At 59.9% G+C, this 23095-nt stretch carries 21 protein-coding genes; 12 read left to right on the top strand and 9 right to left on the bottom strand.

Annotated features, from left to right (window positions below; genetic code table 11):
* The first annotated feature begins 6 nt into the window (after positions 1 to 6).
* Positions 7 to 810, top strand: coding sequence for an ABC transporter permease (locus tag NWV16_RS24745; RefSeq protein WP_260521116.1), 804 nt, complete (start codon positions 7 to 9; stop codon positions 808 to 810).
* Positions 798 to 1634 carry an ABC transporter ATP-binding protein gene (locus tag NWV16_RS24740; RefSeq protein ID WP_065259617.1) on the top strand — a complete coding sequence of 279 codons (837 nt, stop codon included), beginning with the start codon at positions 798 to 800 and terminating at the stop codon, positions 1632 to 1634. The genes NWV16_RS24745 and NWV16_RS24740 overlap by 13 nt, the downstream gene beginning before the upstream one ends.
* Before the next feature lie 2 nt (positions 1635 to 1636).
* Here NWV16_RS24740 and NWV16_RS24735 read toward each other — a convergent pair whose 3' ends face one another.
* On the bottom strand, positions 1637 to 2713 hold the full coding sequence (locus NWV16_RS24735) for an endonuclease/exonuclease/phosphatase family protein (protein WP_260521115.1): 1077 nt from the start codon (positions 2711 to 2713) through the stop codon (positions 1637 to 1639).
* A gap of 74 nt (positions 2714 to 2787) precedes the next feature.
* Entirely contained in the window at positions 2788 to 3462 is a 675-nt protein-coding gene (locus NWV16_RS24730) for a YciC family protein (protein WP_260521114.1), read from the bottom strand.
* A gap of 178 nt (positions 3463 to 3640) precedes the next feature.
* On the opposite strand from NWV16_RS24730, the gene NWV16_RS24725 reads away from it, so the two are divergent.
* The 3 genes from NWV16_RS24725 to NWV16_RS24715 all read left to right on the top strand — a co-directional run bounded on the left by NWV16_RS24725 (position 3641) and on the right by NWV16_RS24715 (position 5725).
* Positions 3641 to 4399 carry a DUF2076 domain-containing protein gene (locus NWV16_RS24725; protein WP_260521113.1) on the top strand — a complete coding sequence of 253 codons (759 nt, stop codon included), beginning with the start codon at positions 3641 to 3643 and terminating at the stop codon, positions 4397 to 4399.
* A 217-nt stretch (positions 4400 to 4616) separates the two neighbouring features.
* Entirely contained in the window at positions 4617 to 5096 is a 480-nt protein-coding gene (locus tag NWV16_RS24720; protein ID WP_065259621.1) for an NYN domain-containing protein, read from the top strand.
* Positions 5097 to 5113: 17 nt separating this feature from the next.
* Positions 5114 to 5725 (top strand): PolC-type DNA polymerase III, encoded by a 612-nt coding sequence (locus NWV16_RS24715; RefSeq protein WP_260521112.1) that lies wholly within the window; start codon positions 5114 to 5116, stop codon positions 5723 to 5725.
* Between the two features lie 21 nt (positions 5726 to 5746).
* Here NWV16_RS24715 and NWV16_RS24710 read toward each other — a convergent pair whose 3' ends face one another.
* Positions 5747 to 8683, bottom strand: a complete 2937-nt coding sequence (locus NWV16_RS24710) for a P-loop NTPase fold protein (RefSeq protein ID WP_260521111.1) — start codon at positions 8681 to 8683, stop codon at positions 5747 to 5749.
* 112 nt (positions 8684 to 8795) lie between these two features.
* Positions 8796 to 9272 (bottom strand): Lrp/AsnC family transcriptional regulator, encoded by a 477-nt coding sequence (locus NWV16_RS24705; RefSeq protein ID WP_260521110.1) that lies wholly within the window; start codon positions 9270 to 9272, stop codon positions 8796 to 8798.
* A 163-nt stretch (positions 9273 to 9435) separates the two neighbouring features.
* Between NWV16_RS24705 and yedA the strand changes: the two genes are divergently transcribed.
* Positions 9436 to 10371, top strand: coding sequence for a drug/metabolite exporter YedA (yedA, locus tag NWV16_RS24700; protein WP_260521109.1), 936 nt, complete (start codon positions 9436 to 9438; stop codon positions 10369 to 10371).
* 52 nt (positions 10372 to 10423) lie between these two features.
* Positions 10424 to 11761, top strand: coding sequence for a DEAD/DEAH box helicase (locus NWV16_RS24695; RefSeq protein WP_065261933.1), 1338 nt, complete (start codon positions 10424 to 10426; stop codon positions 11759 to 11761).
* Positions 11762 to 11799: 38 nt separating this feature from the next.
* On the opposite strand, the gene NWV16_RS24690 is transcribed toward NWV16_RS24695, so the two are convergent.
* Both NWV16_RS24690 and NWV16_RS24685 read right to left on the bottom strand, forming a co-directional pair.
* Positions 11800 to 13041 carry a TIGR03862 family flavoprotein gene (locus NWV16_RS24690; RefSeq protein ID WP_260521108.1) on the bottom strand — a complete coding sequence of 414 codons (1242 nt, stop codon included), beginning with the start codon at positions 13039 to 13041 and terminating at the stop codon, positions 11800 to 11802.
* Positions 13042 to 13216: 175 nt separating this feature from the next.
* Positions 13217 to 14137 carry a histone deacetylase gene (locus tag NWV16_RS24685; RefSeq protein WP_260521107.1) on the bottom strand — a complete coding sequence of 307 codons (921 nt, stop codon included), beginning with the start codon at positions 14135 to 14137 and terminating at the stop codon, positions 13217 to 13219.
* Between the two features lie 82 nt (positions 14138 to 14219).
* On the opposite strand from NWV16_RS24685, the gene NWV16_RS24680 reads away from it, so the two are divergent.
* From NWV16_RS24680 to NWV16_RS24670, 3 genes are all read left to right on the top strand, one after another.
* Positions 14220 to 14789, top strand: a complete 570-nt coding sequence (locus NWV16_RS24680) for a GNAT family N-acetyltransferase (RefSeq protein ID WP_065257558.1) — start codon at positions 14220 to 14222, stop codon at positions 14787 to 14789.
* A 104-nt stretch (positions 14790 to 14893) separates the two neighbouring features.
* Positions 14894 to 15763, top strand: coding sequence for an acyl-CoA thioesterase II (gene tesB / locus NWV16_RS24675; RefSeq protein ID WP_260521106.1), 870 nt, complete (start codon positions 14894 to 14896; stop codon positions 15761 to 15763).
* Positions 15760 to 16353, top strand: coding sequence for an HAD family hydrolase (locus tag NWV16_RS24670; RefSeq protein WP_260521105.1), 594 nt, complete (start codon positions 15760 to 15762; stop codon positions 16351 to 16353). Before tesB ends, NWV16_RS24670 begins: the two co-directional genes overlap by 4 nt.
* A gap of 141 nt (positions 16354 to 16494) precedes the next feature.
* On the opposite strand, the gene NWV16_RS24665 is transcribed toward NWV16_RS24670, so the two are convergent.
* Positions 16495 to 17448, bottom strand: a complete 954-nt coding sequence (locus NWV16_RS24665; protein WP_260521104.1) for an alpha/beta hydrolase — start codon at positions 17446 to 17448, stop codon at positions 16495 to 16497.
* The gene (locus tag NWV16_RS24660; RefSeq protein WP_260521103.1) at positions 17449 to 18336 is read right to left on the bottom strand and encodes a neutral zinc metallopeptidase; all 888 of its coding nucleotides are present in this window, start codon (positions 18334 to 18336) and stop codon (positions 17449 to 17451) included.
* Between the two features lie 262 nt (positions 18337 to 18598).
* On the opposite strand from NWV16_RS24660, the gene NWV16_RS24655 reads away from it, so the two are divergent.
* The gene (locus NWV16_RS24655; RefSeq protein WP_260521102.1) at positions 18599 to 19477 is read left to right on the top strand and encodes a DMT family transporter; all 879 of its coding nucleotides are present in this window, start codon (positions 18599 to 18601) and stop codon (positions 19475 to 19477) included.
* A 42-nt stretch (positions 19478 to 19519) separates the two neighbouring features.
* Here NWV16_RS24655 and NWV16_RS24650 read toward each other — a convergent pair whose 3' ends face one another.
* Positions 19520 to 20857, bottom strand: a complete 1338-nt coding sequence (locus NWV16_RS24650; protein ID WP_260521101.1) for an MFS transporter — start codon at positions 20855 to 20857, stop codon at positions 19520 to 19522.
* Between the two features lie 272 nt (positions 20858 to 21129).
* On the opposite strand from NWV16_RS24650, the gene quiC reads away from it, so the two are divergent.
* Positions 21130 to 23031 (top strand): 3-dehydroshikimate dehydratase QuiC, encoded by a 1902-nt coding sequence (quiC, locus tag NWV16_RS24645; RefSeq protein WP_260521100.1) that lies wholly within the window; start codon positions 21130 to 21132, stop codon positions 23029 to 23031.
* The last annotated feature ends 64 nt before the right edge of the window (positions 23032 to 23095 follow it).

Here is a 23095-nt window from a genome sequence, read left to right as displayed (position 1 = left end):
CTGCTCATGTTCAAGCGCAATTCATGGCTGAGCCGCTGCATCACGCCGAAGACCGGATTGCCGGTGTCGGTGGTGTGGAGCGCCAGCGGTCTGGCCTGGGTGTTGCTGGTCGGCCTGTGGGCCGGATTGTCCTACGGCGGCATCGTGCCGGGTATGTTCCTGCCGACGCCCGGTGCGGTGGTCGAAGCGGCCCTGCGCCTGAGTCGTGACGGCACCCTCGGCCAGCATGTCTGGGCCAGTGTCGAAGTGGTGATGGTCGGCTTCATCGTCTCGTCGCTGGTGGCGGTGCCGCTGGGCCTGCTGATGGGCAGCTTCCGCATCGTCCAGGCATTCCTCGAACCGATGGTCAATTTCATCCGCTACCTGCCGGTGACCTCGTTCGTGCCGCTGTTCATCCTCTGGATCGGCATCGGTCTGGAGCAGCGGGTGTCGGTGATCATTTTCGGCGTGTTCTTCCAGCAACTGGTGATGGTTGCGGACGTGTCCAAAGGCATTTCCAAGGACTTGATCAACGCCTCCTACACCCTCGGTTCCAACCGGCGCGACGCGGTGCTGCACGTGATCGCCCCGGCGTCGCTGCCCGGCGTACTCGACACCTTGCGGGTGACCATGGGCTGGGCCTGGACCTATCTGGTGGTGGCCGAACTGGTCGCCGCATCCAGTGGCCTCGGCTACTTGAGCCTCAAGGCCATGCGCGGCTTTCAGGTGGATGTGATTTTTCTCGCCATCGCGATCATCGGCCTGCTCGGCCTGGTCACCGATCAACTGTTCCGCTTCTTGCGTTTGAGGATTGCCGCATGGGCTCAGTAACCGCTGCCAACCGTCGTTTCATCGAGCCGGTCGCCGCACCGGCACACGCCGCACCCAGGTTGCAGGTGGACAAGGTCAGCCTGCGTTACAGCAAACCCGGCGGCGGAACCTTCACCGCGCTGGAGGAAGTGTCGTTCGAGGTGCCGGACCAGCAATTCGCGGTGCTGGTCGGGCCGTCGGGCTGCGGCAAGTCGAGTCTGCTGTACCTCACTGCCGGCCTGGCCGAGCCGACCTCCGGCGAGATCTACGTCGGCGGTCAGCAAGTGCAGGGCCCCGGCGCGGATCGCGGGATGGTATTCCAGAGCTACACGCTGTTTCCGTGGCTGACGGTGCGGCAGAACGTCGAGTTCGGCCTCAAGCGTCGAGGCATGCCGGCGGCCAGGCGCAAGGAAATCGTCGATCACTACGTCCATGAAGTCGGCTTGTCAGGATTTGCCGACAACTACGCCAAGCAGTTGTCCGGCGGCATGATGCAGCGGGTGGCGATTGCCCGGGCCCTGGCCAACGACCCGCAGATTCTGCTGATGGACGAACCCTTCGGCGCCCTCGACAGCCAGACCCGTCTGCAAATGCAGCAGCTGTTGTTGCGGGTGTGGGGCAACAGCAAGAAAACCGTGCTGTTCGTCACTCACGATATCGATGAGGCGATCCTGCTGGGTGACCGGGTGTACGTGATGGGCGCGCGGCCCGGGCGGATCAAGCAGATTCTCGATGTGCCGATCGAACGTCCGCGTTCGCTGGACATGGTCATGGAGCGCTCGTTCATCGACATGAAGCGGCAGATCTTCGGGCTGTTGCACGACGATCTCGAAGAGGCTCACTGAGTTCAGTTGGGTGGCAGGAGGAACTTCGCAATCACCGGCAGATGATCGGAAATGCGCAAGGTATCGTCCTGCCGCACCGTGGCTTCGACCCGTTTGATTTTCGGGCTGTAGAACAGGTAGTCGACCGTGCGGTCCGGGCCGTTGAGGCCGGGGTCGTTGGGGTAGTGGGTCAGCCACCTGGCACGGTCGATGCCGCCGGCTTCGTTGTTGGTCGGGATCATCGGGTACTTGTCCCACAACAGATGCAGCGCACTGTCCACGGAGTAGGGCGTGCGCTGTTCGACCGGCAGACGCCGGTACTGGCCGAGCGGCAACAGGTTGAAGTCGCCCCCGATCAGCCACGGCGTGCCATGGCTTTCGTGTTTGTCGAGCACCTTGGCCACCGCCATCACCTGCGCCTGCAAGGTTTCGTCCGGCTGCATGGCACGATCCAGATGCGTGTTGAACACCACCAGTTGCCCGCCATCGCTGAACGGCAGGGTGGTGGCGAGCAGGGCGTTTTTCGGCTGGAACTGGCGGCTGATGACATTCAGCGGCTGCACCGGCAATTGCACGCGTTCGGCGTGTTCGATGCGGTAGCGGCTCAGGGTGGCGAGCTGTCGGCCGACGCTGCCGAAGATATGTGGATCGGGGACGAAATCGGCCTTCCAGTCAAAGGCGTGTGCGCTGCACGGGTAGAGGTCGGTGAGGCGTTCCTGCAACAGCTTGAGCTGGTTCTGATAGTCGCTGGCCTTGGCGCCGTCATCCAGTTCCTGGATCAGCACCACATCGGGCTGTTCGTCGCGGATCACCCGGGCCACTTCATCGAGGCTGAAGGCCATGTCTTCCGTGGTCGGGGCTTCGTCGTCGCCACGGGCCAGGTCGTTCCAGAACACATAACGCTTGCCCGCCAGGTATTGCACGTTCCAGGTCATGACCTTCAGCGCCTGGCCGGGCACCAGCGTCGGCGGTTGCCCGGTGCAACTGACCGGCAGGGACTCCCGGGCGTCGGGGCGCCAGGTCAGGCTGAAAATCATCACGCCGATCAGGGCGACGGCCAGCAGCACAGAGAGCAGGATGTAGCGCAGTAGACGGGTCATGGCTCGGCTTGTAGCGATACGGAAGTGGTCCCGAGCATACCCGAGACCCGTCGCTCGGCCCAAGCCCGGAGCGGTCAGACCCTTCCGTCACGTTTGTCGGGCAATTCGCTGATCAGCATGAACAGGCGGAACAGCACCACGCTGGTGAACAGTTGCAGGAAGCTGTGACCGCTGTCGATCAGTACGGCGATCAACGGATTCTGCGGATCGGGATAGACCTGCAACGTCAGGCCCTTGAGCAGCCACAGCGGCCCCATCACACAGAGGATGCACACCAGAATCCGCAGGAAATGCCCACGGCTCAGGCGCAGGCTTTCCTTCATGGCCTGCAACGGGCCGTAGCCGCGCAATACCAGCAGGTACTCGCCGAAGGCCAGGGTGACCATCAGCCACAGGCCCGGCAGGAAGTACAACGACAGACCGAGCAGGATCAACAGTGTATTGAGCGCAGTGAGCACGGCAAAACGTGGCCACAGACGCGCCGCCATCGCCAGCAAGTCGAGGGTCTGCGGGGATTCGCCACGGGTGCGGGCGTCGAGAAACAGAATCAGCGCGGCGGTGTACAGCGGGTAGACCAGCAGGCCGACGATCACGCTGATGGCCGAATAACCGTCCGGGTCACTGGCGTGATCGACCACTTGTTGCAGCGCGGCTTCGAAGATCACCAGCGGCAGGCACAGCTGGACGATCCGCGCCAGATTGCGTTTAAAGAAATACAGCGAGTCACGCAGCACATCGAAGGCATTCATCAGTCGGTATCGCAGGTCAAAAACAGTGGCTCACTTTAACCGATGAAGTGCTGCGGGGCGCAAACGTAAACGTTCGGTAAAGACCATTGAAACATTCTGTCACTGCCTCCATTACGTAGGTGCGCCTCCTCCACCGTGGACGAGGGCAACGTTATCTCCGGCAATCTACGAGGTCGCCATGAACAGCGAAGAGCAAACCCTGATCGATGGACTGTTTTCCCGGCTGCAACAGGCCGAAACGGAGGCAGCCCCGCGCGACGCCCAGGCCGAGGCGCGGATCAAGGAACACCTGACGCGCCAGCCGGCCGCAGGCTATTTCATGACCCAGGCGATTCTGGTGCAGGAGGCCGCGATCAAGAGCCTCGACGAACAGAACAAGCAACTGACTCAACAGGTTCAGCAACTGCAGGCCGAACTGCAATCGGCCAAGGCGCAAAGCGCGGCCCCGGCGTCGAGCGGCGGCGGTTTCCTGTCGAGCATCTTCGGGAGCAGCAGCCCGCGCCCGGCACCGACCCAGAGCGCCCCGGCCTCCACCGGCGGCTGGCGTGAACCGGCTCCGCAGCAGAACTTCGGTGCCCCCGCACCGCAACAGAACTTCGGCGCGCCACCGGCGGGTTATGGCCAGCCACAAGCGGCTCCGGCTGCCGGCAGCAGCTTCCTCGGCGGCGCCCTGAAAACCGCAGCCGGTGTGGCCGGTGGCGTGATGCTGGCACAGGGCATCAGCAGCCTGTTCCATCACAACCAGCAGCCGCAGGAAATCGTCGAAGTGATCAAGGAAGAGCCGGCCCAGGTCAACGATCAGGGCAATGATGGCTGGGGCGATGACCAGCGCATGGCCAACAACGACTCCTGGGGCAACAACCAGGGTGGCTTCACCGACACCGACTACAGCGATGACAACTCATCGTTCTACGATGACGATGATTCCTTTGTCTGATAAACGGTAAGTCACCGGGCAATACCCCACTCCGTGGCGAGGGAGCTTGCTCCCGCTGAGCCGCGCAGCAAATCCGTCTTCAAGAGGATGGGCCTGCTGCGCAGTCCAGCGGGAGCCAGCTCCCTCGCCACACTGCTTTTTACTGGCATACTGAGCGCCTTTTTTCGGGCCTGGTGCCTGATCCGGCTCATGCGCGTCAGCGCTCACAGGAACTCCGGTGAAAAAAATCGCAGTGTTCGCCGATGTGCAGAACCTCTACTACACCGTCCGCCAGGCCTATGGTTGCCACTTCAACTACGCGGCGCTGTGGGCGGATGTCAGCCGGCACGGGCAGATCGTCGAGGCCTACGCCTACGCGATCGACCGGGGCGACAGCAAACAGCAGCAGTTCCAGCAGATCCTGCGCAACCTCGGTTTCACCGTGAAACTCAAACCCTACATCCAGCGCAGCGACGGCTCGGCCAAGGGCGACTGGGATGTGGGCATCACCCTCGACATCATGGACGCCGCCGACCATGTCGATGAAATCGTCCTGGCCTCCGGTGATGGCGATTTCGACATGCTGCTCGAACGCATCATCAACAAACACGGTGTACAAGCGGTGGCCTACGGCGTTCCCGGCCTGACCGCCAACTCGCTGATCCGTGCCGCCAGCCGTTATGTGCCGATCGAAGGCACACTTTTGCTGAAGAATTGAACGGAGTTGAACCCGGTTTGGAACGCATTGCAGTCATCGACTTTGAAACCACCGGCATTTCGCCGAGCAGCAGCTGCCGGGCCACGGAAATCGCCGTGGTCATGCTGGAAAACGGCCGCATCGTCGAGCGTTACCAGAGCCTGATGAACGCCGGCGTACGCGTCCCGGCCTTCATCGAACAACTCACCGGCATCAGCAACGCCATGTTGCGCAGCGCGCCGTCGGCTGAACAGGTGATGAACGAAGTCAACGAGTTCGTCGGCTGCACGCCGCTGCTGGCGCACAACGCCGCGTTCGACCAGAAGTTCTGGGACTTCGAACTGGGCCGGATCAAACGCACCCGTTTGCAGAACTTTGCCTGCTCGCTGCTGCTGGCCCGACGCCTGATGCCAGCGGCGCCGAACCACAAGCTCGGCACGCTCACGACCTTCGCCCAACTGCCGCACACCGGCCAGGCGCACCGGGCGATGGCGGATGCGGAGATGGCGGCGAACCTGCTGGCGCACCTGGCGGATGAGTTGCGGCACAAGCACGGCGTGCGGGAGTTGTCGCACGACCTGCTGTGCAAATTGCAGAAAGTCCCGGCTGCCAAGGTTGGCGAGCATTTGCAGCGCTGCCGGATGAGGTAGCGCAGCGGGCGAGGAGTGAGGTCACAGGGTTTTTCGTTCGGCACCGCTGGGGATTTCCGTCAGGAACAGACTATCCAGAGTGCGGAATGCAAGTGGCAAGTCGATGCGGAAGGACGGTTGCGAGTAGGGCTTGTAGATCATCCTGTCCTTATCTACGGCTGTTCTGGCTTTGATGGTCTGATGGTTATGCTGCCAATAATTTCTAAGTTGTGAATTGTCGAGGTTGTGTAAGAGTGCCGAAAGGTTGGCCTTATCCTCTGGATTGTTGATGTCCTGCAAGATGTTATTTGCGAAATTCAATAGATATTCAGCGAAATGAACTGGGCCGTTGAGGGTTTCCGGGTTGAAGCAAACCGAGAACAGATACTCGGAAAATGCCTTGGAAATACCATGTTTATCTTCAAGTCCGAGTTCATCGAAGATTCCGGAGTCACCAATAATTAGATTTCCGAAATTGGAGATTATTGTGTCTTTTATTTCTTGTTTTTTGCGATTTGCTTTTTCTTCCAGTTTTGCGGCGTCTTTTGAGTTGGTGAAGGTGCTTTGATAACGCCCGACGAGGACGAGTGGATCCATAGCATTGATTTCTTCAAGTATGTTTTTACCCGTTTCAATGTATTGCTTTTTGAACAGGCTGAATATGGCCTGACTGATTCCTCGTGCTTGATCTTTCGCCAATTCACTACTGGTTGAATGCAAAGTCTTTTCATTGCCGTGCAGCATGAGCGCTTGCCAAAGCCGTTCGCGCTTGGTTCTGGTGGTGCAGTGATTCCTGAACGTCATCAAGTCATGCAGACCCAAAGCACCTCGCTCGGGAGGAGCCAGTTTCGCGATGATCCCGGTGTATCCGTTTTCGTCTCCATAGACAAGTTTGATGATGGCGCACTCCGCCGCAGACAGATGCGAAACGGTGCTTTTTTCTTGGCTGGTGATGTTCTCGTCAAGGAATTTCGAGACGTATCGGACAGCGGTACTGCGGAAATCATTGAGTTCTTCACCGTTGAGCAGGGAGTGATTGGGCAATGTATCGATCAGATATTCAATGATCGTGACGGCTTTCTCTGTCTCAAGCGCGCCGCTATGGCTTGTGACAATTCGCCAGAACTCATGTAGCCCTGACTCATTGTCCAAAGGAGGAAGCGCGAATATCTGATCGAGAAAGGGCTTTATGGCGTTGGTCTTGAACAATTCGTCTTTCTTGTTCAGGAGAAAACGATGGGACTCCGATGAAATGGGTTTGGAAAGTCTGGCGATGAGGTGAAGGTGCTTCTCCAGAGGACGGCTCTTGTCCTGAAATACAGCCCTGGAGCGCCGCTCGGACTCTGGAAAATGATCAGCGCTCTGAACCGGCGCGTCAAACAATCTGGATAGCAGGAATTGTATATTGGGACTGTCGGAAAGATTTGCTTTGAAGGAATTGTAAAATTCGGAATTTTTCAGGCTGTTGCCTTCTTGAATCCAGCTGAAAGCCCCGGATTTTCCGCTGGTCTCACTCTCATAGATCTTCCGGAAAGTCGAAGGCGAATAAAGGAAGATCAGCGTCAGGAGGAGGATATCGCGTTTATTGAAATCACTGTTGTGGAAGTCGACTTTTTCGATGTCCAGCAATACCAGAGTGTTGATGAGCCGCTTGATTTTACGAATGTCGCCGATGAAAGGCGTGTAATGATGAAAATCCTTGTCGTTGAACAGATTGATCAGTTCAAGGGATATCAGTTTGAGTTCGTTGGCGCCGTCACTGGAAACGTTAAGCGTCTTGCTAAGTACGCTCTCGAAATAACGTGTGACAAAGGACGTGAGATCTTGGGCGTTGAGGAAAATACTTGTTTTGATGTTGATGAACTTTTCGAGAAATTCATGGGTTTTTTCGGAGTCAGGGTTTTCCGGTGTGATATTTATCTTTGAAGTGTCATAGCAGATGACGTAGCTGATGTTGGGTAACCTGAAACTGCGTTTGATTGAAAACAAAATGCTTTTGGCAGATGACCAATGCATTCGATCAAGATCGTCAACGATGACAATGATTCTGGTATTGATGTTGTTTAAAACATTCTCAATTTCCTCCAGGGTGGAGTCGATTGAGTCGTTGTTGAGGGAGAGTGTTGCTTTTATATCGAGCAAGGAAGTTTTTTTCTTGTCCTTGACCAGGTTTTCGTAGCGTTTGAATAGCGGTCGTAGTGACGGTGCGAAAACATGTTGTTGAATGTTGCTTATGAGATCGTCGATGAATTTTTCTGTGAGGTCTGTGCCGTCTTCATAACGCAAGGGTTCGAAGTGATGGACGATGATGCTTTGCCGCTTCTTCTCTTTCCAGTATTTACAGCAGAGATTCACGAAACTCGATTTTCCTGCCCCCCAAGGCGCATCGATACCGAACACCAGGCTTTCTGACGAGCCTCCATTGAGCACGCGTTCGGCAAAGATGTCAGCCTGTTCCTTGACGTTCAGCAAATCTTCTTCAGACTCCTCGATCACCCGGTCGCTGATGAAATAAGGGTGGGATTCGCCTCTCTTGAACGTGTGCACGAAGGCTCTGCTCATCGCTACCCACGCGATGAACACTGGGGAGGCAGACATGCAGGCGAGTTGCGAGAAATTCAGTTTTTCCAAGTATTTTGCATAGAATTCGTTGCCAAACCCATCGCTGCTGAATGAAAGGTAGAAGCCGAGAAGAGTGACGAGCAGCAAGTCGATACGACAGCTTTTGATCAGCTTGTACGATGTGTCGAGTGCATTTCTGCTGGCGGCATAGATCAGACATGAGGCGATGACAATAAATGCCATAATCCCGATGATCCAGAAATCCAGCTGCAACGAATCGAGATGTTTGTTTAACAGAACCCCTATGATCCGGCCCATGGCCCAGGCCTCGCCAACGAGGATGCCTGAGAGAAAGAATTGCAGGAGTGGAGTGATTTCGCTGGCCCGCAGTCCTTTGCAGTATTCCGAGAAGCGCATTCTCTTTCCTTGTAAATGTTCAATTGCCGTGTCGGGTGCCGAAGGCGATGGCCCTCGAATGTGATATCAGAATGATATCTGCGCCCAAGCGTTTACCCAAGCGACGAAGACTTCAACGCTTGCTCAGTCGACCTTTTTTTTCGCTGTCCCCTTCGATATGCCCCAACGGCACCCGCTTCTCTATCGCACTCGACAACACGATCGACGTCTTGCTGAACCCGAATTTCGCCACCCGGTTGATCAGCTCCTCCAGCTCGGTCATCGAGCCTACGGCGGCCTGCATGATCACGCAGGGGTCGCCGGTGACGCGGTGGCATTCGGTCAGTTGCGGGATGCTGATCAGTTCGTCGTACACCTTCGGGTTGCCATGCTGGTTCAGGCGCAGTTCGATGACGCACTGGATCGGCAGGCCGAGTTTGGCCATGTCGACCTTGGCCGAGTAACCGGTGATCACGCCGCTGGCCTCGAGTTTGGCCACGCGTTCGGCGACGGCAGGGGCGGAGAGGTTCACTTTGCGGGCGAGGTCGGCGTAGGACGCGCGACCGTTTTCGAGCAGGGCGCCGAGCAGCATGCGGTCGTATCTGTCCAAGGTCGGACTCCTGAAAATGCCAGACTTTCGAAATCGCGGTTAGGGCCGTCGATCTCCGTGTTTTCAAAAGTGTACCGGCGCTATAAACAGGTTTTGTAACTTATTTTTAGCGGTTGGCCTTTCTAGAATAACCCATCCCCTGAGTCTGACTTTCGAGCTGCCCATGTCTGCCTTGCGTCGTTTTTCCTTGCCGTTGATTGCTGCGTTCTTTGCGTTGTACGTGATTTGGGGATCGACCTATCTGGTGATCCGCATCGGCGTTGAATACTGGCCGCCGCTGATGCTGGGCGGCGTGCGCTTTGTAATTGCCGGCACTCTGATGTACGCCTTCCTGCGCTGGCGCGGGGCTCCGGCGCCGACCTGGGCGCAGTGGAAAGCGGCGGGGATCATCGGGATTCTGTTGCTCAGTTTCGGTAACGGAGCGGTGACGCTGGCTGAACACACGGGCGTGGCATCGGGGGTCGCTGCACTGGCGGTGGCGACGGTGCCGTTGTTCACCTTGCTCTGTGGATATTTCTGGGGCGCGCGCAATACCCGTCTGGAATGGGCCGGGGTGGCGATGGGGATTGTCGGCATCGCCATGCTCAACATGGGTTCCAACCTGCAATCGAGTCCGCTGGGCGCGGCGTTGCTGATTTTCGCGGCGGCGAGCTGGGCCTTCGGCTCGGTGTGGAGCAAGCACTTGCCGCTGCCCCAGGGCGCAATGGCCAGTGCCGTGGAAATGCTGGTGGGTGGCGTGGTGCTGCTGATCGGCAGCGCAGTCAGCGGCGAGCAGCTGGAGGCCATGCCGCCGCTGGAAGGCTGGCTGGCGCTGGCGTACCTGATCTTCTTCGGCTCGATCATCGCCTTCAACGCCTACATGTACCTGTTGAAAAACGTCCGCCCGGCGGCGGCCACCAGTTATGCCTATGTGAACCCGGCGGTGGCGGTGCTGTTGGGGATCGTGTTCGTCGGCGAGACCATCGGGATCGAAGAGGCGCTGGCAATGCTGGTGATCATTGGCGCAGTGGTGCTGATCGGTCTGCCGCAGTGGCGGCGTCCGGCACCGGCAGAGGTCTGCGAGCCCGATGGCATTGCGACGGAGCAGCGTGCGAATTAGGGTAAACTGCGCGCCATCGCACACTTGCCCTGATTTTTCCTACGGTACTCCCATGACTTTCGCCACCCTTGGCCTGATCGAACCCTTGCTGCGCTCCCTCGAGAAGCTCGGCTACCAGACCCCGACGCCGGTGCAGGCGCAAGCCATTCCGGCGGTGCTGGCCGGTCGTGACCTGATGGCCGCCGCCCAGACCGGGACCGGCAAGACCGCCGGTTTCGCTTTGCCGCTGCTGCAATTGCTGGCGATGGAAGGGCCGAAAGTCGCTGCCAACTCGGTGCGCGCGCTGATCCTGGTGCCGACCCGTGAACTGGCCGAACAAGTCCACGAAGCCGTGCGTCAGTACGCCGAAAATCTGCCGCTGCGCACTTATGCGGTGTACGGCGGCGTCAGCATCAACCCGCAGATGATGAAGCTGCGTGGCGGTGTCGACCTGCTGGTCGCGACCCCGGGCCGTCTGCTTGACCTGTTCCGTCAGAACGCGCTGAAGTTCAATCAGCTGCAAACCCTGGTGCTGGACGAAGCCGACCGCATGCTCGATCTGGGTTTCACTGAAGAGCTGGCGAACATTTACCGCGCGCTGCCGAAAAAACGTCAGACGCTGCTGTTCTCCGCGACTTTCTCCGATGACATCCGCCTGCTGGCCGGGCAGATGCTCAACGATCCGCTGAGCATCGAAGTCAGCCCGCGCAACGTGGCCGCCAACACCGTCAAGCAGTGGATTGTCACGGTGGACAAGAAGCGCAAGCCGGAACTGTTCGTGCATCTGATGCGCAAGAACAAGTGGAAGCAGGTGCTGGTGTTCGCCAAGACCCGCAACGGTGTGGACGCGCTGGTGGAAAAACTCCAGGGCCTGGGCGTGAACGCCGATGGTATCCACGGCGACAAACCCCAGGCCACCCGGCAGCGCGCGCTGGACCGTTTCAAACTGAGCGAAGTGCAGATTCTGGTGGCCACCGACGTGGCGGCCCGTGGACTGGATATCGAAGACCTGCCATTGGTGGTCAACTTCGATCTGCCGATCGTGGCCGAGGATTACATTCACCGTATCGGTCGCACCGGCCGTGCGGGCTCGACCGGTGAGGCGATTTCGCTGGTGTGTGCCGATGAAGTGAATCTGCTGTCGGCCATCGAGATGCTGACCCGTCAGACCCTCAAGCGTCAGAACGAGCCGGACTTCGAGCCTGATCACCGCGTGCCGGAAACCGATGCCAGCGGTCAGGTGATCAAGAAGCCGAAGAAACCGAAAAAGCCGAAAGCGTCCGGTGGTGGTGGCAAACGCAATCTGGGCAAGTGGGTGGACAGCGGGGATAGCCAGGCGCCGGAACCTTCGATCAAGCCTGTGCGTAAAGTACCGGCGTTCAATACCGGGCCGCGCAAGCGCAAGCCTTAAGCGTCAGATCGGATCGTTCCCGCGCGATGCGGGAACGATCAGTTACGCTGTTTCAGCCAGTCCAGCAGGCCAATTCCGGCCGCCCGGCCACTGGCAAAACACGCCGTCAGCAGATACCCGCCCGTCGGCGCTTCCCAGTCCAGCATTTCCCCCGCACAGAACACTCCTGGCAATGCCTTGAGCATCAAGCGCTCATCCATCGACTCGAACGTCACGCCGCCGGCACTGCTGATCGCTTCATCCAGCGGACGGGTTTTCACCAGCGTCAGTGGCAGAGCCTTGATCGCCCGGGCCAGCAACGCCGGATCGGCAAACGTCGCGGCGTCAGTGAGTTCACGCAGCAACGCCGCTTTCACCCCGTCAATCCCGACCTGACTGTGCAGATGCTTGGCCATCGAGCGCGAACCCCGGGGCTTGCTCAAGGCCGCCTGCAATTTATCCACAGGTCGGCCGGGCAGCAGGTCGATGTGAATGACAGCCGCGCCATATTGATTGATTGCTTCACGAATCGGCGCCGACAGGGCGTAAATCAGGCTGCCCTCGATGCCGGTCGCCGTGATCACGCACTCGCCCAGACGCGGAATGTCGTCGTTCAAACCGATGGCGATATTTTTCAGCGGCGCGCCGGCGAATTTGCTGACCATCAATTCGCTCCAGGCCTGCACCTCGAAGCCGCAATTGCTCGGTTGCAAAGGCGCCAGTCCTACGCCGCGCTGCTCCAGCGCCAGCATCCACGCACCGTCGGAACCCAGCCGCGACCAACTGCCGCCGCCGAGGGCGAGCAGGGTGGCTTCGGGACTGAGGGTTTTCTCGCCTTCCGGGCTGTCGATGCGCAGCGCGCCGTTTTCATCCCAGCCGAGCCAGCGGTGGCGGGTGTGGATAACCACGCCGCTGTCGCGCAGGCGCTTGAGCCAGGCGCGCAGCAACGGCGCGGCTTTCATGTCGGTGGGGAACACCCGGCCGGAGCTGCCGATGAAGGTTTCGATGCCGAGGTCGTGAATCCAGCGGCACAGGGCGTCGGCATCGAACGCGCGCAGCAGCGGGGCGATGTTCGGGGCGCGTTCGGCGTAGCGGGAGAGGAAGGCCGGCCAAGCCTCGGAATGGGTGATATTCATGCCGCCGACCCCGGCCAGCAGAAACTTGCGGCCCACCGAAGGCATGCCGTCGTACAGGTCGACGCGCATTCCCGCCTGGCTCAGCACTTCGGCGGCCATCAGGCCGGCGGGGCCACCGCCGATGATGGCGACGTGAGCGGGAAGGGCGGCGGAAGTCTGGGTCATGGCAGCGGCAACAGCGTGGCGGAATAAGCCGCGCATTCTAGCAGCAGCGGCCATCGTCAGGCCTGATCAAAAAACAACCAGTGCGCTGCGGGCCATGTTCAGCGTGGGCTGTAGTCCCTTTCGCTCAGGTTATCCACAGGCCGTTCCACAGCCATTGTGGGTAACGCAGCACAACTCAATGACAACCGGATGACTGCCAGACACGCTGCGCGCTGTGATGCAGGATGCCGTGACGCCGAGCGAGGGCCAGGCGGTCCTTGCTGTAACCGCCGCCGATGACACCGACCACCGGGATGTCACGGCCCAGGCAATGGCGCATCACGCTTTCGTCACGGGCGGCAACGCCTTCGTCGGTCAGTTGCAGATAACCGAGAGCATCGTCCTTGTGCACGTCGACACCCGCGTCGTACAGCACCAGATCCGGCTGGTACAGCGGCAGCAGATAGTTGAGTGCATCGTCGACGACTTTCAGGTAGTCGGCATCGCCCATGCCGTTGGGCAGCGGAATGTCCCAGTCGCTCTGGGCCTTGCGTGCAGGAAAGTTCTTTTCGCAATGCAGGGAAACAGTGATGGCTTCCTGGGTGTCGTGCAGAATCCGTGCAGTGCCGTCGCCCTGATGCACGTCGCAATCGAAGATCAGCACCCGGTTCACCCGGCCGCTCTGCAGCAGGTAGTGGCTGATGATCGCCAGATCATTGAAGATGCAGAACCCGGCGGGGTAATCGTAGTGGGCGTGGTGGGTGCCGCCGGCCAGGTGACAGGCCAGGCCATGTTCCAGCGCTTTTTCCGCTGCCAGAATCGAGCCGCCCACGGCCCGCACCGTACGTCGGGCCAGGGCTTCGTTCCATGGCAGTCCCAACCGGCGCTGGTCTTCGCGAGACAGTTCGCCGCTCATGTAACGCTCGATGTAGCTGCGGTCATGGGCCAGGGCAAGAATGTCGGCGGGGCACAGTTCAGGGCGCAGCAGGTCTTCGTCGCGGGTCAGGCCGCTGTCCACAAGGTGATCGCGCAGCAAGCGGAACTTGTCCATGGGAAAGCGGTGATCCGCCGGAAATTCCGGGCTGTAGTCTTCGTGGTAGATCAGCGGCAACGGCATGGTGGGCAATTCATAAAAGGCTGCGGAAAGAGTGCAAAGCCTAACAGCGATGTAGACTGACGGCATCAAGCGGAGGGGCGGGATGGAACCGATACTGGAGCTGGAAAGCGCAAGGTTGCTGATGCGCCAGTGGCAAGACACGGATCTGCCGGCATTTGCGGCGATGTGCGCCGATCCACAGGTGATGCGCTACTTTCCGGCGCCTTTGAGCAGGCTGGAAAGCGCAGCACTGATCGGCCGTGTCCGTGGCCATTTCGCCGAGCACGGTTTCGGATTGTGGGCGCTGGAGCGCAAGGACACTGGCCAATTCATCGGTTTCACCGGGCTCGGCGTAGTCGGTTTCGATGCGCCTTTCACTCCGGCGGTGGAGATCGGCTGGCGTCTGGCGAAGGAACACTGGGGGCTGGGATATGCCAGCGAAGCGGCGTGGACGGCACTGCGCTGCGGTTTTGACCGGCTGGCTCTGGAGGAGATCGTGTCCTTCACCGCGCAAAGCAATCTGCCGTCGGAAAAAGTCATGCAGGCCATCGGCATGCATCACGATCCGGCCGATGATTTCGATCACCCGAAACTGGCGGTCGACCACCCGTTGCGTCGACATCTGTTGTACCGCATTACCAGGGAGCAATGGCTGCAGACCCTGCATGGCTAAGCCGACACGGACGTTTACAAGGGCGCGACCAAGGCTCGCGCCGGAACCTGAATTGGCCGCCGCAGCCCGGCTGCGCGGCATAGCGTTGTGTGAGGAGAGTCTGAATGAGCCAAGTGTTGGAAGATCTGGTGGATCTGCTGACCCTCGAACCGATCGAGGAAAACCTGTTCCGTGGTCGCAGTCAGGATCTGGGCTTTCGCCAGTTGTTCGGCGGCCAGGTGCTCGGCCAGTCGCTGTCGGCGGCCAGTCAGACGGTTGAGGAAGCACGTCATGTGCATTCGATGCACGGTTACTTCCTGCGTCCGGGCGATGCCAAGTTGCCGGTGGTCTACTCGGTTGACCGCGTGCGTGACGGCGGCAGTTTCAGCACCCGCCGCGTGACCGCGATCCAGAAGGGCCACCCGATTTTCACCTGCAGCGCTTCGTTCCAGTACGACGAAGAAGGCTTCGAACACCAGAGCCGGATGCCGCAAGTGGTCGGTCCGGAGAACCTACCGTCGGAGCTGGAACTGACCCAGCAACGCGCACACTTGAGCCCGGAACACATGCGCGAAAAACTGCTGTGCCCGAAACCGATCGAAGTGCGCCCGGTTACCGAAAAGGACCCGTACAACCCGCAGCCGGCGGACCCGATCAAATATGTGTGGTTCCGCGCCGACGGCGCGTTGGCCGACATTCCGGCGCTGCACAAATACCTGCTGGCCTACGCTTCGGACTTCGGTCTGCTGACCACGTCGATGCTGCCTCACGGCAAATCGGTCTGGCAGAAGGACATGCAGGTCGCCAGCCTCGACCACGCCTTGTGGTTCCACAACGATCTGCGCGCCGATGACTGGTTGCTCTACGCCATGGACAGCCCATGGGCCGGCAACTCCCGCGGGTTCTCCCGTGGCAGCGTGTTCAACCGTGCCGGGCAACTGGTGGCATCGGTGACTCAGGAAGGTCTGATCCGTCATCGCAAGGATTGGGCATGAGCCTTGCGAATGTGCGGCACTGGGTGTTCGACATGGACGGTACCCTGACCGTCGCCGTGCATGATTTCGCGGCGATCCGTGTGGCGCTGTCGATCCCGCCCGAGGACGACATCCTCACTCACCTCGCCGCGTTGCCTGCCGATGAAGCAGCGGCAAAACATGCATGGTTGCTGGAGCATGAGCGGGATCTGGCGCTCGGCTCGACCCCGGCAGTCGGTGCGGTGGAGCTGGTGCGCGACCTGCACGCACGGGGTTATCGTCTTGGCATCCTGACCCGCAATGCGCGAGAGCTGGCCCATGTGACGCTGGAGGCCATCGGGCTGGCTGACTGCTTTGCAGTGGAGGATGTGCTGGGCCGCGATGAAGCACCGCCGAAACCGCATCCTGGTGGCCTGCTGAAACTGGCCGCTGCCTGGCAAGTGCCGGCGAGCGAGATGGTGATGGTTGGCGACTACCGCTTCGATCTCGATTGCGGTCGGGCAGCGGGTAGCCAAACGGTGCTGGTGAACCTGCCGGACAATCCCTGGCCGGAGCTGAGCGACTGGCATGCGAAGGATTGTGTCGAGTTGCGGCGGATGTTGTTCGCTTGATTCATCGGTTGTCGGAGCGGGCCCCATCGCTGGCAAGCCAGCTCCCACAATGACTTGCGCGAATGCAAATTCTGTATCCGCTACAAATTCCCTGTGGGAGCTGGCTTGCCAGCGATGGGGCCAGATCAATCCCCACTGGATTTATTGGTCGAAGATGGCTTTCTGACCTTCCGGCGAGGTCAGCATGCCGTCGCCGTTGTGTCCGACGCCGGGCACTTCCACCAGACGCTGATTCACCCCTTCCGGATGCCGGCGCAGCAGGTAACTGAAAAACATTTTTCCGCGCATCAGGCGATAGGCGCCCTGCGCTTCGGCGGCGCAACTCTTGTCCAGCGCCGGGTGTTGCGGGTCGGTGTCCTGCTGGCCCAGCAGATAAACCACTTCGCGTTTGATGTAGCGGCCTTCGAGCTGCGCGGGCGTTTGTCCACCCGAGTAAATGGGCGGATCCACCAGCCCGTACTTCCAGCGATTGAAACCCGGACACTGCGCATGATCGAACGCCACTGGCCGTTGCTCGTTGAAGTAGGCGTAGGACGACGGATTGGCCACCACATAACGCAGGCGAATGCCTTCGGTCTTGAGTGCCGGTTGTTCGCGGGCGAGCAGGGCATAGCGCTGCACCACCTGACCACCGCCGGAATGGCCGAAGATCACGATCTGCTTCACGTCCGGAAACTGCTTGCGATCGGTCAGTCGCCCGACGATTTCATCCAGCACAGCGTAGGAACTCAGCGGGTTCGGCCCTGTGGATAACCCGCCGCCCATCCATTCATTGCCTTTCCAGCGCAGCACGCTGGCTGGCAATGAGTAGAGCGCGACATCGCTTTCATTGAGAAACTGCGGGGCGATCACCAGGGTGTTGGCGGTTTGCCCGGCCAGTTCGGCGGCGCTCTCGCCACTCTTGCGATAGGTTTCGGCGTTGCGCAACTTGCCATGAATGACGATCAGCACCCGCTCGATTTTTGCCGGTGCCGGGCCGATGCCCACCGCCATTTCACCGGCCTGCAATTGCAGGCGCCCGGGACTGATTGCGTCAACGCCGGCCGCTTGCGCGGTGCCACCGATCAACAGTAAAGCCAACAGCCATCTATGCATTTACAGGTTTTTCGCCGCAAAGGTATCGCACTGGCCGACCTGGCCCTGGGCGAATCCGGTTTTGAACCAGCGCACCCTTTGCGCCGACGTACCGTGAGTGAACGAGTCCGGCACCACACGGCCCTGACCCTGTTGTTGCAGGCGATCATCACCGATGGCATTCGCTGCGTTCAAGGCTTCTTCGACGTCGCCCGGCTCCAGCCAGTTCAGGCGTTTCTGCGCATGGTAGGCCCAGACGCCGGCCAGGCAATCGGCCTGCAGTTCCTGGCGCACCAGCAGTCCGCCATCGCCTTGCATCTGCCGACCCTGCTGGCGGGCGGCCTGAATTTTTGCCGAGACGCCCAGCAGCGTCTGCACATGATGTCCGACTTCGTGAGCGATCACGTAGGCCTGGGCGAAGTCGCCGGCCGCCTTGAAGCGCTGGGCCATTTCCTGGAAGAACGCCATGTCCAGATAGACCTTCTGGTCCGCCGGGCAATAGAACGGGCCGGTGGCCGAAGTGGCCATGCCGCAGGCCGAGTTGACCCGATTGCTGAACAGCACCAGGGTCGGGTCTTTATATTGGCGACCGGCCTGTTGGAAAATCGCACCCCAGGTGTCTTCGGTGTCACCCAGGATCGAGCGCACGAATTCAGCCTGCTCATCGTTGGCCGGTGGAGCCTTGCGGGTTTGCGAAGAGGGGGCCGATTGTTCGGTCATCTGTCCGGTGAGTTGACCGAGGATCTGCAGCGGATCCTGTCCGGTGATCCAGCCGATACCGACGATCAGCAGAATCGCCCCGAGGCTCAGGCCCTTGCCGCCACCGAAGCGCATGCCACCGCCACCGCCCATGTCATCGCCACGGGCGTCGACGACGTTGTCACTGCGTCGGCCTTTTCTCCATAGCATGCGGGAATCCTCGTTCGTGTATGTGGTGATGAGTGTTGCTGGTCAGTCAGTGTGGCGCCAGTCCGGTCGTCAGACACTGGAACGGTGTCGGCAGTTCGATGGTCCGGTCAAGGGGCATGGGACTGATGCGGACTATAACCGTGCGTCAGCAAAAGTTCTGCCCGAGCGAAGTTGTGCGTTGTTCGCCCGGTATTTCGAATGTTATCTGTAAGCGCCACAGCGCTGGCTCTAGATTGTTGCGCAGTCTCTACATGGAGGTCTCATGACCGTCAGCACCCCCCTTTCCGGCGTCAACCAACCCTTCAAGGGGATCCTGCTGATTGTCGTGGCGACGTTTCTGTTCTCCAGCCACGATGCACTGTCGAAATACCTCTCCGGTTTTTATCCGATTGTCATGGTGGTCTGGGCGCGGTATCTGGTGCACACACTCTTGATGGCGGGGATTTTCCTGCCGCAATCCGGTCTGCGAGTTTTGCGCACCCGGCGTCCGCTGTGGCAAGTGGCACGGGCGTTGTGCCTGCTGGGCACCAGCCTGTTTTTTACCACGGCACTGTTGTATATCCCGCTGGCCGAGGCCACGGCGGTCAACTTTCTCGCACCGGTACTGGTGACGGCATTGTCGGTGCCGCTGCTCAAGGAACGGGTGACCCGGGGCCAATGGATTGCGGTGATTTGCGGGTTCATCGGCGTACTGATCATCGTCCATCCCGGCGGTGAACTGTTCACCCCGGCGGTGCTGTTGCCGTTCTGCTCGGCGCTGTTTTTCTGCTTCTATCAATTGCTGACACGCAAGCTCAGCGAGTTCGACAGCCCCACCACCAGCAACTTTTTCGCCGGGTTGTGCAACACGCTGGTGATGACTGCCCTGGTGCCGTTCTTCTGGCAGGTGCCGAGCCTTGGCCATGGTTTGTTGATGCTGGCGCTGGGCACCTGCGGGATGACGGCGCACCTGTTTCTGACCCAGGCGTTCCGCCATGCCGCACCGGCGCTGCTGGCGCCCTTCGGCTATTGCCAGATCGTGTTTGCGGGGCTGTTGGGCTGGCTGCTGTTCGCGCACACGCCGACTCTGATGACGGTGATCGGAATTGCGGTGATCTGTTGCAGCGGGCTGGCGGCAGCGTGGCAGCAGAGCCGGCGCTGAAAGAAAAACCGGCCTGAGGTCAGGCCGGTCGATACAGGACGATTACTCCGTGACGGCAGGAATCTTGCGCGGTGCCATGAAGTACATCCAGGTCAGCGCTATGAAGTACATCGCCGGGATCAGGGTGAACAACACGGTGTAGTTGTTGTTTGTGACGGTGAGGATGTGGCCGACGATCTGGGTCATGAACATCCCGCCGATTGCCGCGCACATGCCGCCGAAACCGAACACCGTGCTCATCATGTGCTTGGGCGTGTAGTCCATCACCAGACTCCAGATGTTCGCTGTCCAGGCCTGATGCGCGCCGATGGCCAGGGAGATGGCGGCGACGGCGATCCACAGGTTGGCGGATCCGGCAGCCATCACCACGCCGATGATGCAGCAGGCGAACAGGAACATCGACAGCAGCCGCGCCTTGATCGAGTTCATGCCGCGACCGATCAGGAACGAAGACAGAATCCCGCCGCCCACGCTGCCGAAGTCAGCGGTGACGTAAATGATGATCAGCGGAATACCCATCTGGGTGACATTGATGCCCAGGTTGTATTGCTGATTGAGAAACGGTGGCAGCCAGTACAGGTAGAACCAGAACACCGGCGCGGTCAGCGCGTAGGCGAGGGCGAAGGCCCAGGTGCCGCGCATGCGCAGGATGCGCGAGAACGGTACGCCGGCCTGTTCCGGTTCGACTTCTTTCTGGATGTAGTCCAGCTCCGACTGTTTCACGCTCGGGTGATCTTCCGGGTTGAAATACTTCAGGCCCCAGAACAGCAGCCAGATCCCGCCCAGTGCCGACATGCACAGGAACGCGGCCTGCCAGCCCCACACATGCAGGATCAACGGCAGCAGCATCGGGGTGAACATCGCACCGACGTTGGTGCCGGCGTTGAAGATGCCGGTGGCTACCGCACGTTCGCCGGCCGGAAACCACAGGCGCGTGGTCTTCACGCAGGCCGGGTAGTTGGCCGCTTCGGTCAGGCCGAGGATGAACCGGCAGACCATGAAGCCCGCTGCCGAGGTCGCCAGACCATGGGCGCCGGTCGCCAGGCTCCACAGCAGCACGGCGCAGAAGAACACGCGTTTGACGCCGACCCGGTCGATCAGCCGTCCTTGCAGCACGAAGCCGATGGCGTAGCCGACCTGAAACCAGAAGTTGATGTTGGCGTAATCCATCGCCGTCCAGCTCATGTCCCTGGCGAGGATCGGCTGCATGACGCCGAGGGCGGCGCGGTCGATGTAGTTCAGGGTGGTGGCGAAAAACACCAGCGCCAGCATGCCCCAGCGGGTCTTGCCGACGGCCATGGCGCCGCGGAGCTTGTCGCCGATGCCACCGGTGGCAGTGCTCATGGCCGGGGCCATGCGGGAAGTCTGTGAAGGGATCATGTGTTCCACCCGTTTTTGGATTTGTTATTTGGTGTGCTTTTTTGTGCACGCTGCGACCGGTGCTTCAGATCCGGACTCAAGGTGAAAGGGATGTTGGGCAGTGGGCAAAAAATCGTCAATTCGCCGGACCGGCATTGTGTTCGATAATCGCACGCAAAACTAACCGGGTAGTACAGTTTAAATTGCTCATTGAAAAACCGGGACCAATAATTCGCCCACCTTATAAAAGCGGCGCAATCCCCGTAGCCGACGTTTCCACCGGGAGTTGAAACATGCAGCGATCCATTGCCACCGTTTCCCTTAGCGGAACCCTGCCGGAAAAACTCGAAGCCATTGCCGCCGCCGGGTTCGACGGGGTGGAAATCTTCGAGAACGATCTTCTGTATTACGACGGCAGTCCCCGGGAAATCAGGCAGATGTGTTCCGACCTCGGAATTGCCATCACTCTGTTCCAGCCGTTTCGCGATTTCGAAGGCTGTCGCCGTGACCGGCTGGAGCGCAATCTGGAGCGGGCCGAGCGCAAGTTCGACCTGATGCAGGAGCTGGGCACCGACCTGGTGCTGGTGTGCAGCAATGCTTCCCCCGACAGCATCGGCGATCGGCAGATCCTGATCGATGACTTGCGACTGCTGGCCGAGCGCGCCGGTGCTCGCGGCCTGCGCATCGGCTATGAAGCGCTGGCGTGGGGTCGGCACGTCAATACTTATCAACAGGTCTGGGACATCGTGCGCCAAGCCGATCACCCAAGCCTCGGCGTATTGCTCGACAGCTTTCACACACTGTCGCTCAAGGGCGATCCACGGGCGATTGCCGAGATTCCCGGTGACAAGATCTTTTTCGTGCAAATGGCTGACGCGCCGATCCTGGCGATGGACGTGCTGGAGTGGAGCCGGCATTTCCGTTGCTTCCCCGGACAGGGCGAATTCGATCTGGCGGGGTTTCTCTCACCGATCATTCAAAGTGGTTACACCGGGCCGCTGTCGCTGGAGATCTTCAACGACGGCTTCCGCGCCGCGCCACCTCGGGCCAACGCCGCCGACGGTTTGCGTTCGCTGCTGTATCTGGAAGAGAAAACCCGGCAACGTCTGGAGCAGGACATCCGCCCGGTGGATAACCGTGAAATCCTCTTCGAGACACCGAAGGCCAGCGAATACAACGGCATCGAGTTTCTGGAGTTCGCCGTCGATGAAGCACTCGGTGCCAAGCTGTCGAACTGGCTGGAACGGTTGGGCTTCGTCAAGGCCGGGCAGCATCGCTCCAAGAGCGTCAGCCTGCTGCGTCAGGGCGATATCAACCTGATTCTCAACTCGGAGCCTTATTCCTTCGGTCACAGTTTCTTCGAAGCCCACGGCCCTTCGCTGTGCGCCATCGCCGTGCGGGTCAAGGACAGTGCCAGTGCCCTGGCCCGCGCCGTCGCCTATAAAGGTCAGCCCTATCGCGGACTGGTCGGTCCCAATGAATTGGAGCTGGCAGCTGTGCGTGCGCCGGATGGCAGCCTGATTTATCTGGTGGATGAGGACGCGGATGTCTATGGCACCGACTTCAATCTGCTGCCGGGCGTGGTGAACCGGTGCGGACTCAAGCGCATCGACCACATGGCCATGGCGCTGCCGGCGGACAGCCTCGACAGTTGGGTGTTGTTCTACAAGAGCCTGCTGGATTTCGAGGCCGATGACGAAGTGGTGTTGCCCGATCCATACGGTCTGGTGAAGAGCCGGGCGCTGCGCAGTCGTGACAGCTCGATTCGTCTGCCGCTGAACATTTCCGAAAACCGCAACACCGCAATCTCACACGCCTTGTCGAGTTATCGCGGCTCCGGGGTGCATCACATCGCCTTCGACTGTGATGACATTTTTGCTCAGGTCCGCCACGCGAAAGAGGCGGGCGTGCTGCTGCTGGATATTCCGCTCAACTATTACGATGACCTCGCGGCGCGTTTCGATTTCGATGACGAGTTTCTCAGTGAACTGGCTTACTACAACGTGCTCTATGACCGCGATGCTCAGGGCGGCGAGTTGTTTCACGTTTATACCGAGCCGTTCGAAGGGCGTTTCTTCTTCGAGATCATCCAGCGCAAGAGTGGTTACGCCGGCTATGGCGCGGCCAACGTGGCGGTGCGGCTGGCGGCGATGGCCAAAGCACGCAGTGGCGCCGTTCGCCAGGCGAAGTTGTAGGAAATTCGTAAACGCGGGATTAAACACGGGCCTCGCGGCTTCCTTCACTGTGCCGCGCGGCCCA

It is taken from the genome of Pseudomonas sp. BW7P1 (genome assembly GCF_024981055.1).
GTDB classification, from domain to species: Bacteria; Pseudomonadota; Gammaproteobacteria; order Pseudomonadales; family Pseudomonadaceae; genus Aquipseudomonas; species Aquipseudomonas bananamidigenes.
Note: the sequence above shows the minus strand (reverse complement) of the source record. Positions and strands in the feature narration are given on the sequence as shown.

Excerpts from the sequence above, each read along its gene's own strand:
- NWV16_RS24745 (WP_260521116.1), top strand. The coding sequence starts at position 7 with ATGTTCAAGCGCAATTCATGGCTGAGCCGCTGCATCACGCCGAAGACC.
- NWV16_RS24740 (WP_065259617.1), top strand. The coding sequence starts at position 798 with ATGGGCTCAGTAACCGCTGCCAACCGTCGTTTCATCGAGCCGGTCGCC.
- NWV16_RS24735 (WP_260521115.1), bottom strand. The coding sequence starts at position 2,713 with ATGACCCGTCTACTGCGCTACATCCTGCTCTCTGTGCTGCTGGCCGTC.
- NWV16_RS24730 (WP_260521114.1), bottom strand. The coding sequence starts at position 3,462 with ATGAATGCCTTCGATGTGCTGCGTGACTCGCTGTATTTCTTTAAACGC.
- NWV16_RS24725 (WP_260521113.1), top strand. The coding sequence starts at position 3,641 with ATGAACAGCGAAGAGCAAACCCTGATCGATGGACTGTTTTCCCGGCTG.
- NWV16_RS24710 (WP_260521111.1), bottom strand. The coding sequence starts at position 8,683 with ATGCGCTTCTCGGAATACTGCAAAGGACTGCGGGCCAGCGAAATCACT.
- yedA (WP_260521109.1), top strand. The coding sequence starts at position 9,436 with ATGTCTGCCTTGCGTCGTTTTTCCTTGCCGTTGATTGCTGCGTTCTTT.
- NWV16_RS24695 (WP_065261933.1), top strand. The coding sequence starts at position 10,424 with ATGACTTTCGCCACCCTTGGCCTGATCGAACCCTTGCTGCGCTCCCTC.
- NWV16_RS24690 (WP_260521108.1), bottom strand. The coding sequence starts at position 13,041 with ATGACCCAGACTTCCGCCGCCCTTCCCGCTCACGTCGCCATCATCGGC.
- NWV16_RS24685 (WP_260521107.1), bottom strand. The coding sequence starts at position 14,137 with ATGCCGTTGCCGCTGATCTACCACGAAGACTACAGCCCGGAATTTCCG.
- NWV16_RS24680 (WP_065257558.1), top strand. The coding sequence starts at position 14,220 with ATGGAACCGATACTGGAGCTGGAAAGCGCAAGGTTGCTGATGCGCCAG.
- tesB (WP_260521106.1), top strand. The coding sequence starts at position 14,894 with ATGAGCCAAGTGTTGGAAGATCTGGTGGATCTGCTGACCCTCGAACCG.
- NWV16_RS24670 (WP_260521105.1), top strand. The coding sequence starts at position 15,760 with ATGAGCCTTGCGAATGTGCGGCACTGGGTGTTCGACATGGACGGTACC.
- NWV16_RS24665 (WP_260521104.1), bottom strand. The coding sequence starts at position 17,448 with ATGCATAGATGGCTGTTGGCTTTACTGTTGATCGGTGGCACCGCGCAA.
- NWV16_RS24660 (WP_260521103.1), bottom strand. The coding sequence starts at position 18,336 with ATGCTATGGAGAAAAGGCCGACGCAGTGACAACGTCGTCGACGCCCGT.
- NWV16_RS24655 (WP_260521102.1), top strand. The coding sequence starts at position 18,599 with ATGACCGTCAGCACCCCCCTTTCCGGCGTCAACCAACCCTTCAAGGGG.
- NWV16_RS24650 (WP_260521101.1), bottom strand. The coding sequence starts at position 20,857 with ATGATCCCTTCACAGACTTCCCGCATGGCCCCGGCCATGAGCACTGCC.
- quiC (WP_260521100.1), top strand. The coding sequence starts at position 21,130 with ATGCAGCGATCCATTGCCACCGTTTCCCTTAGCGGAACCCTGCCGGAA.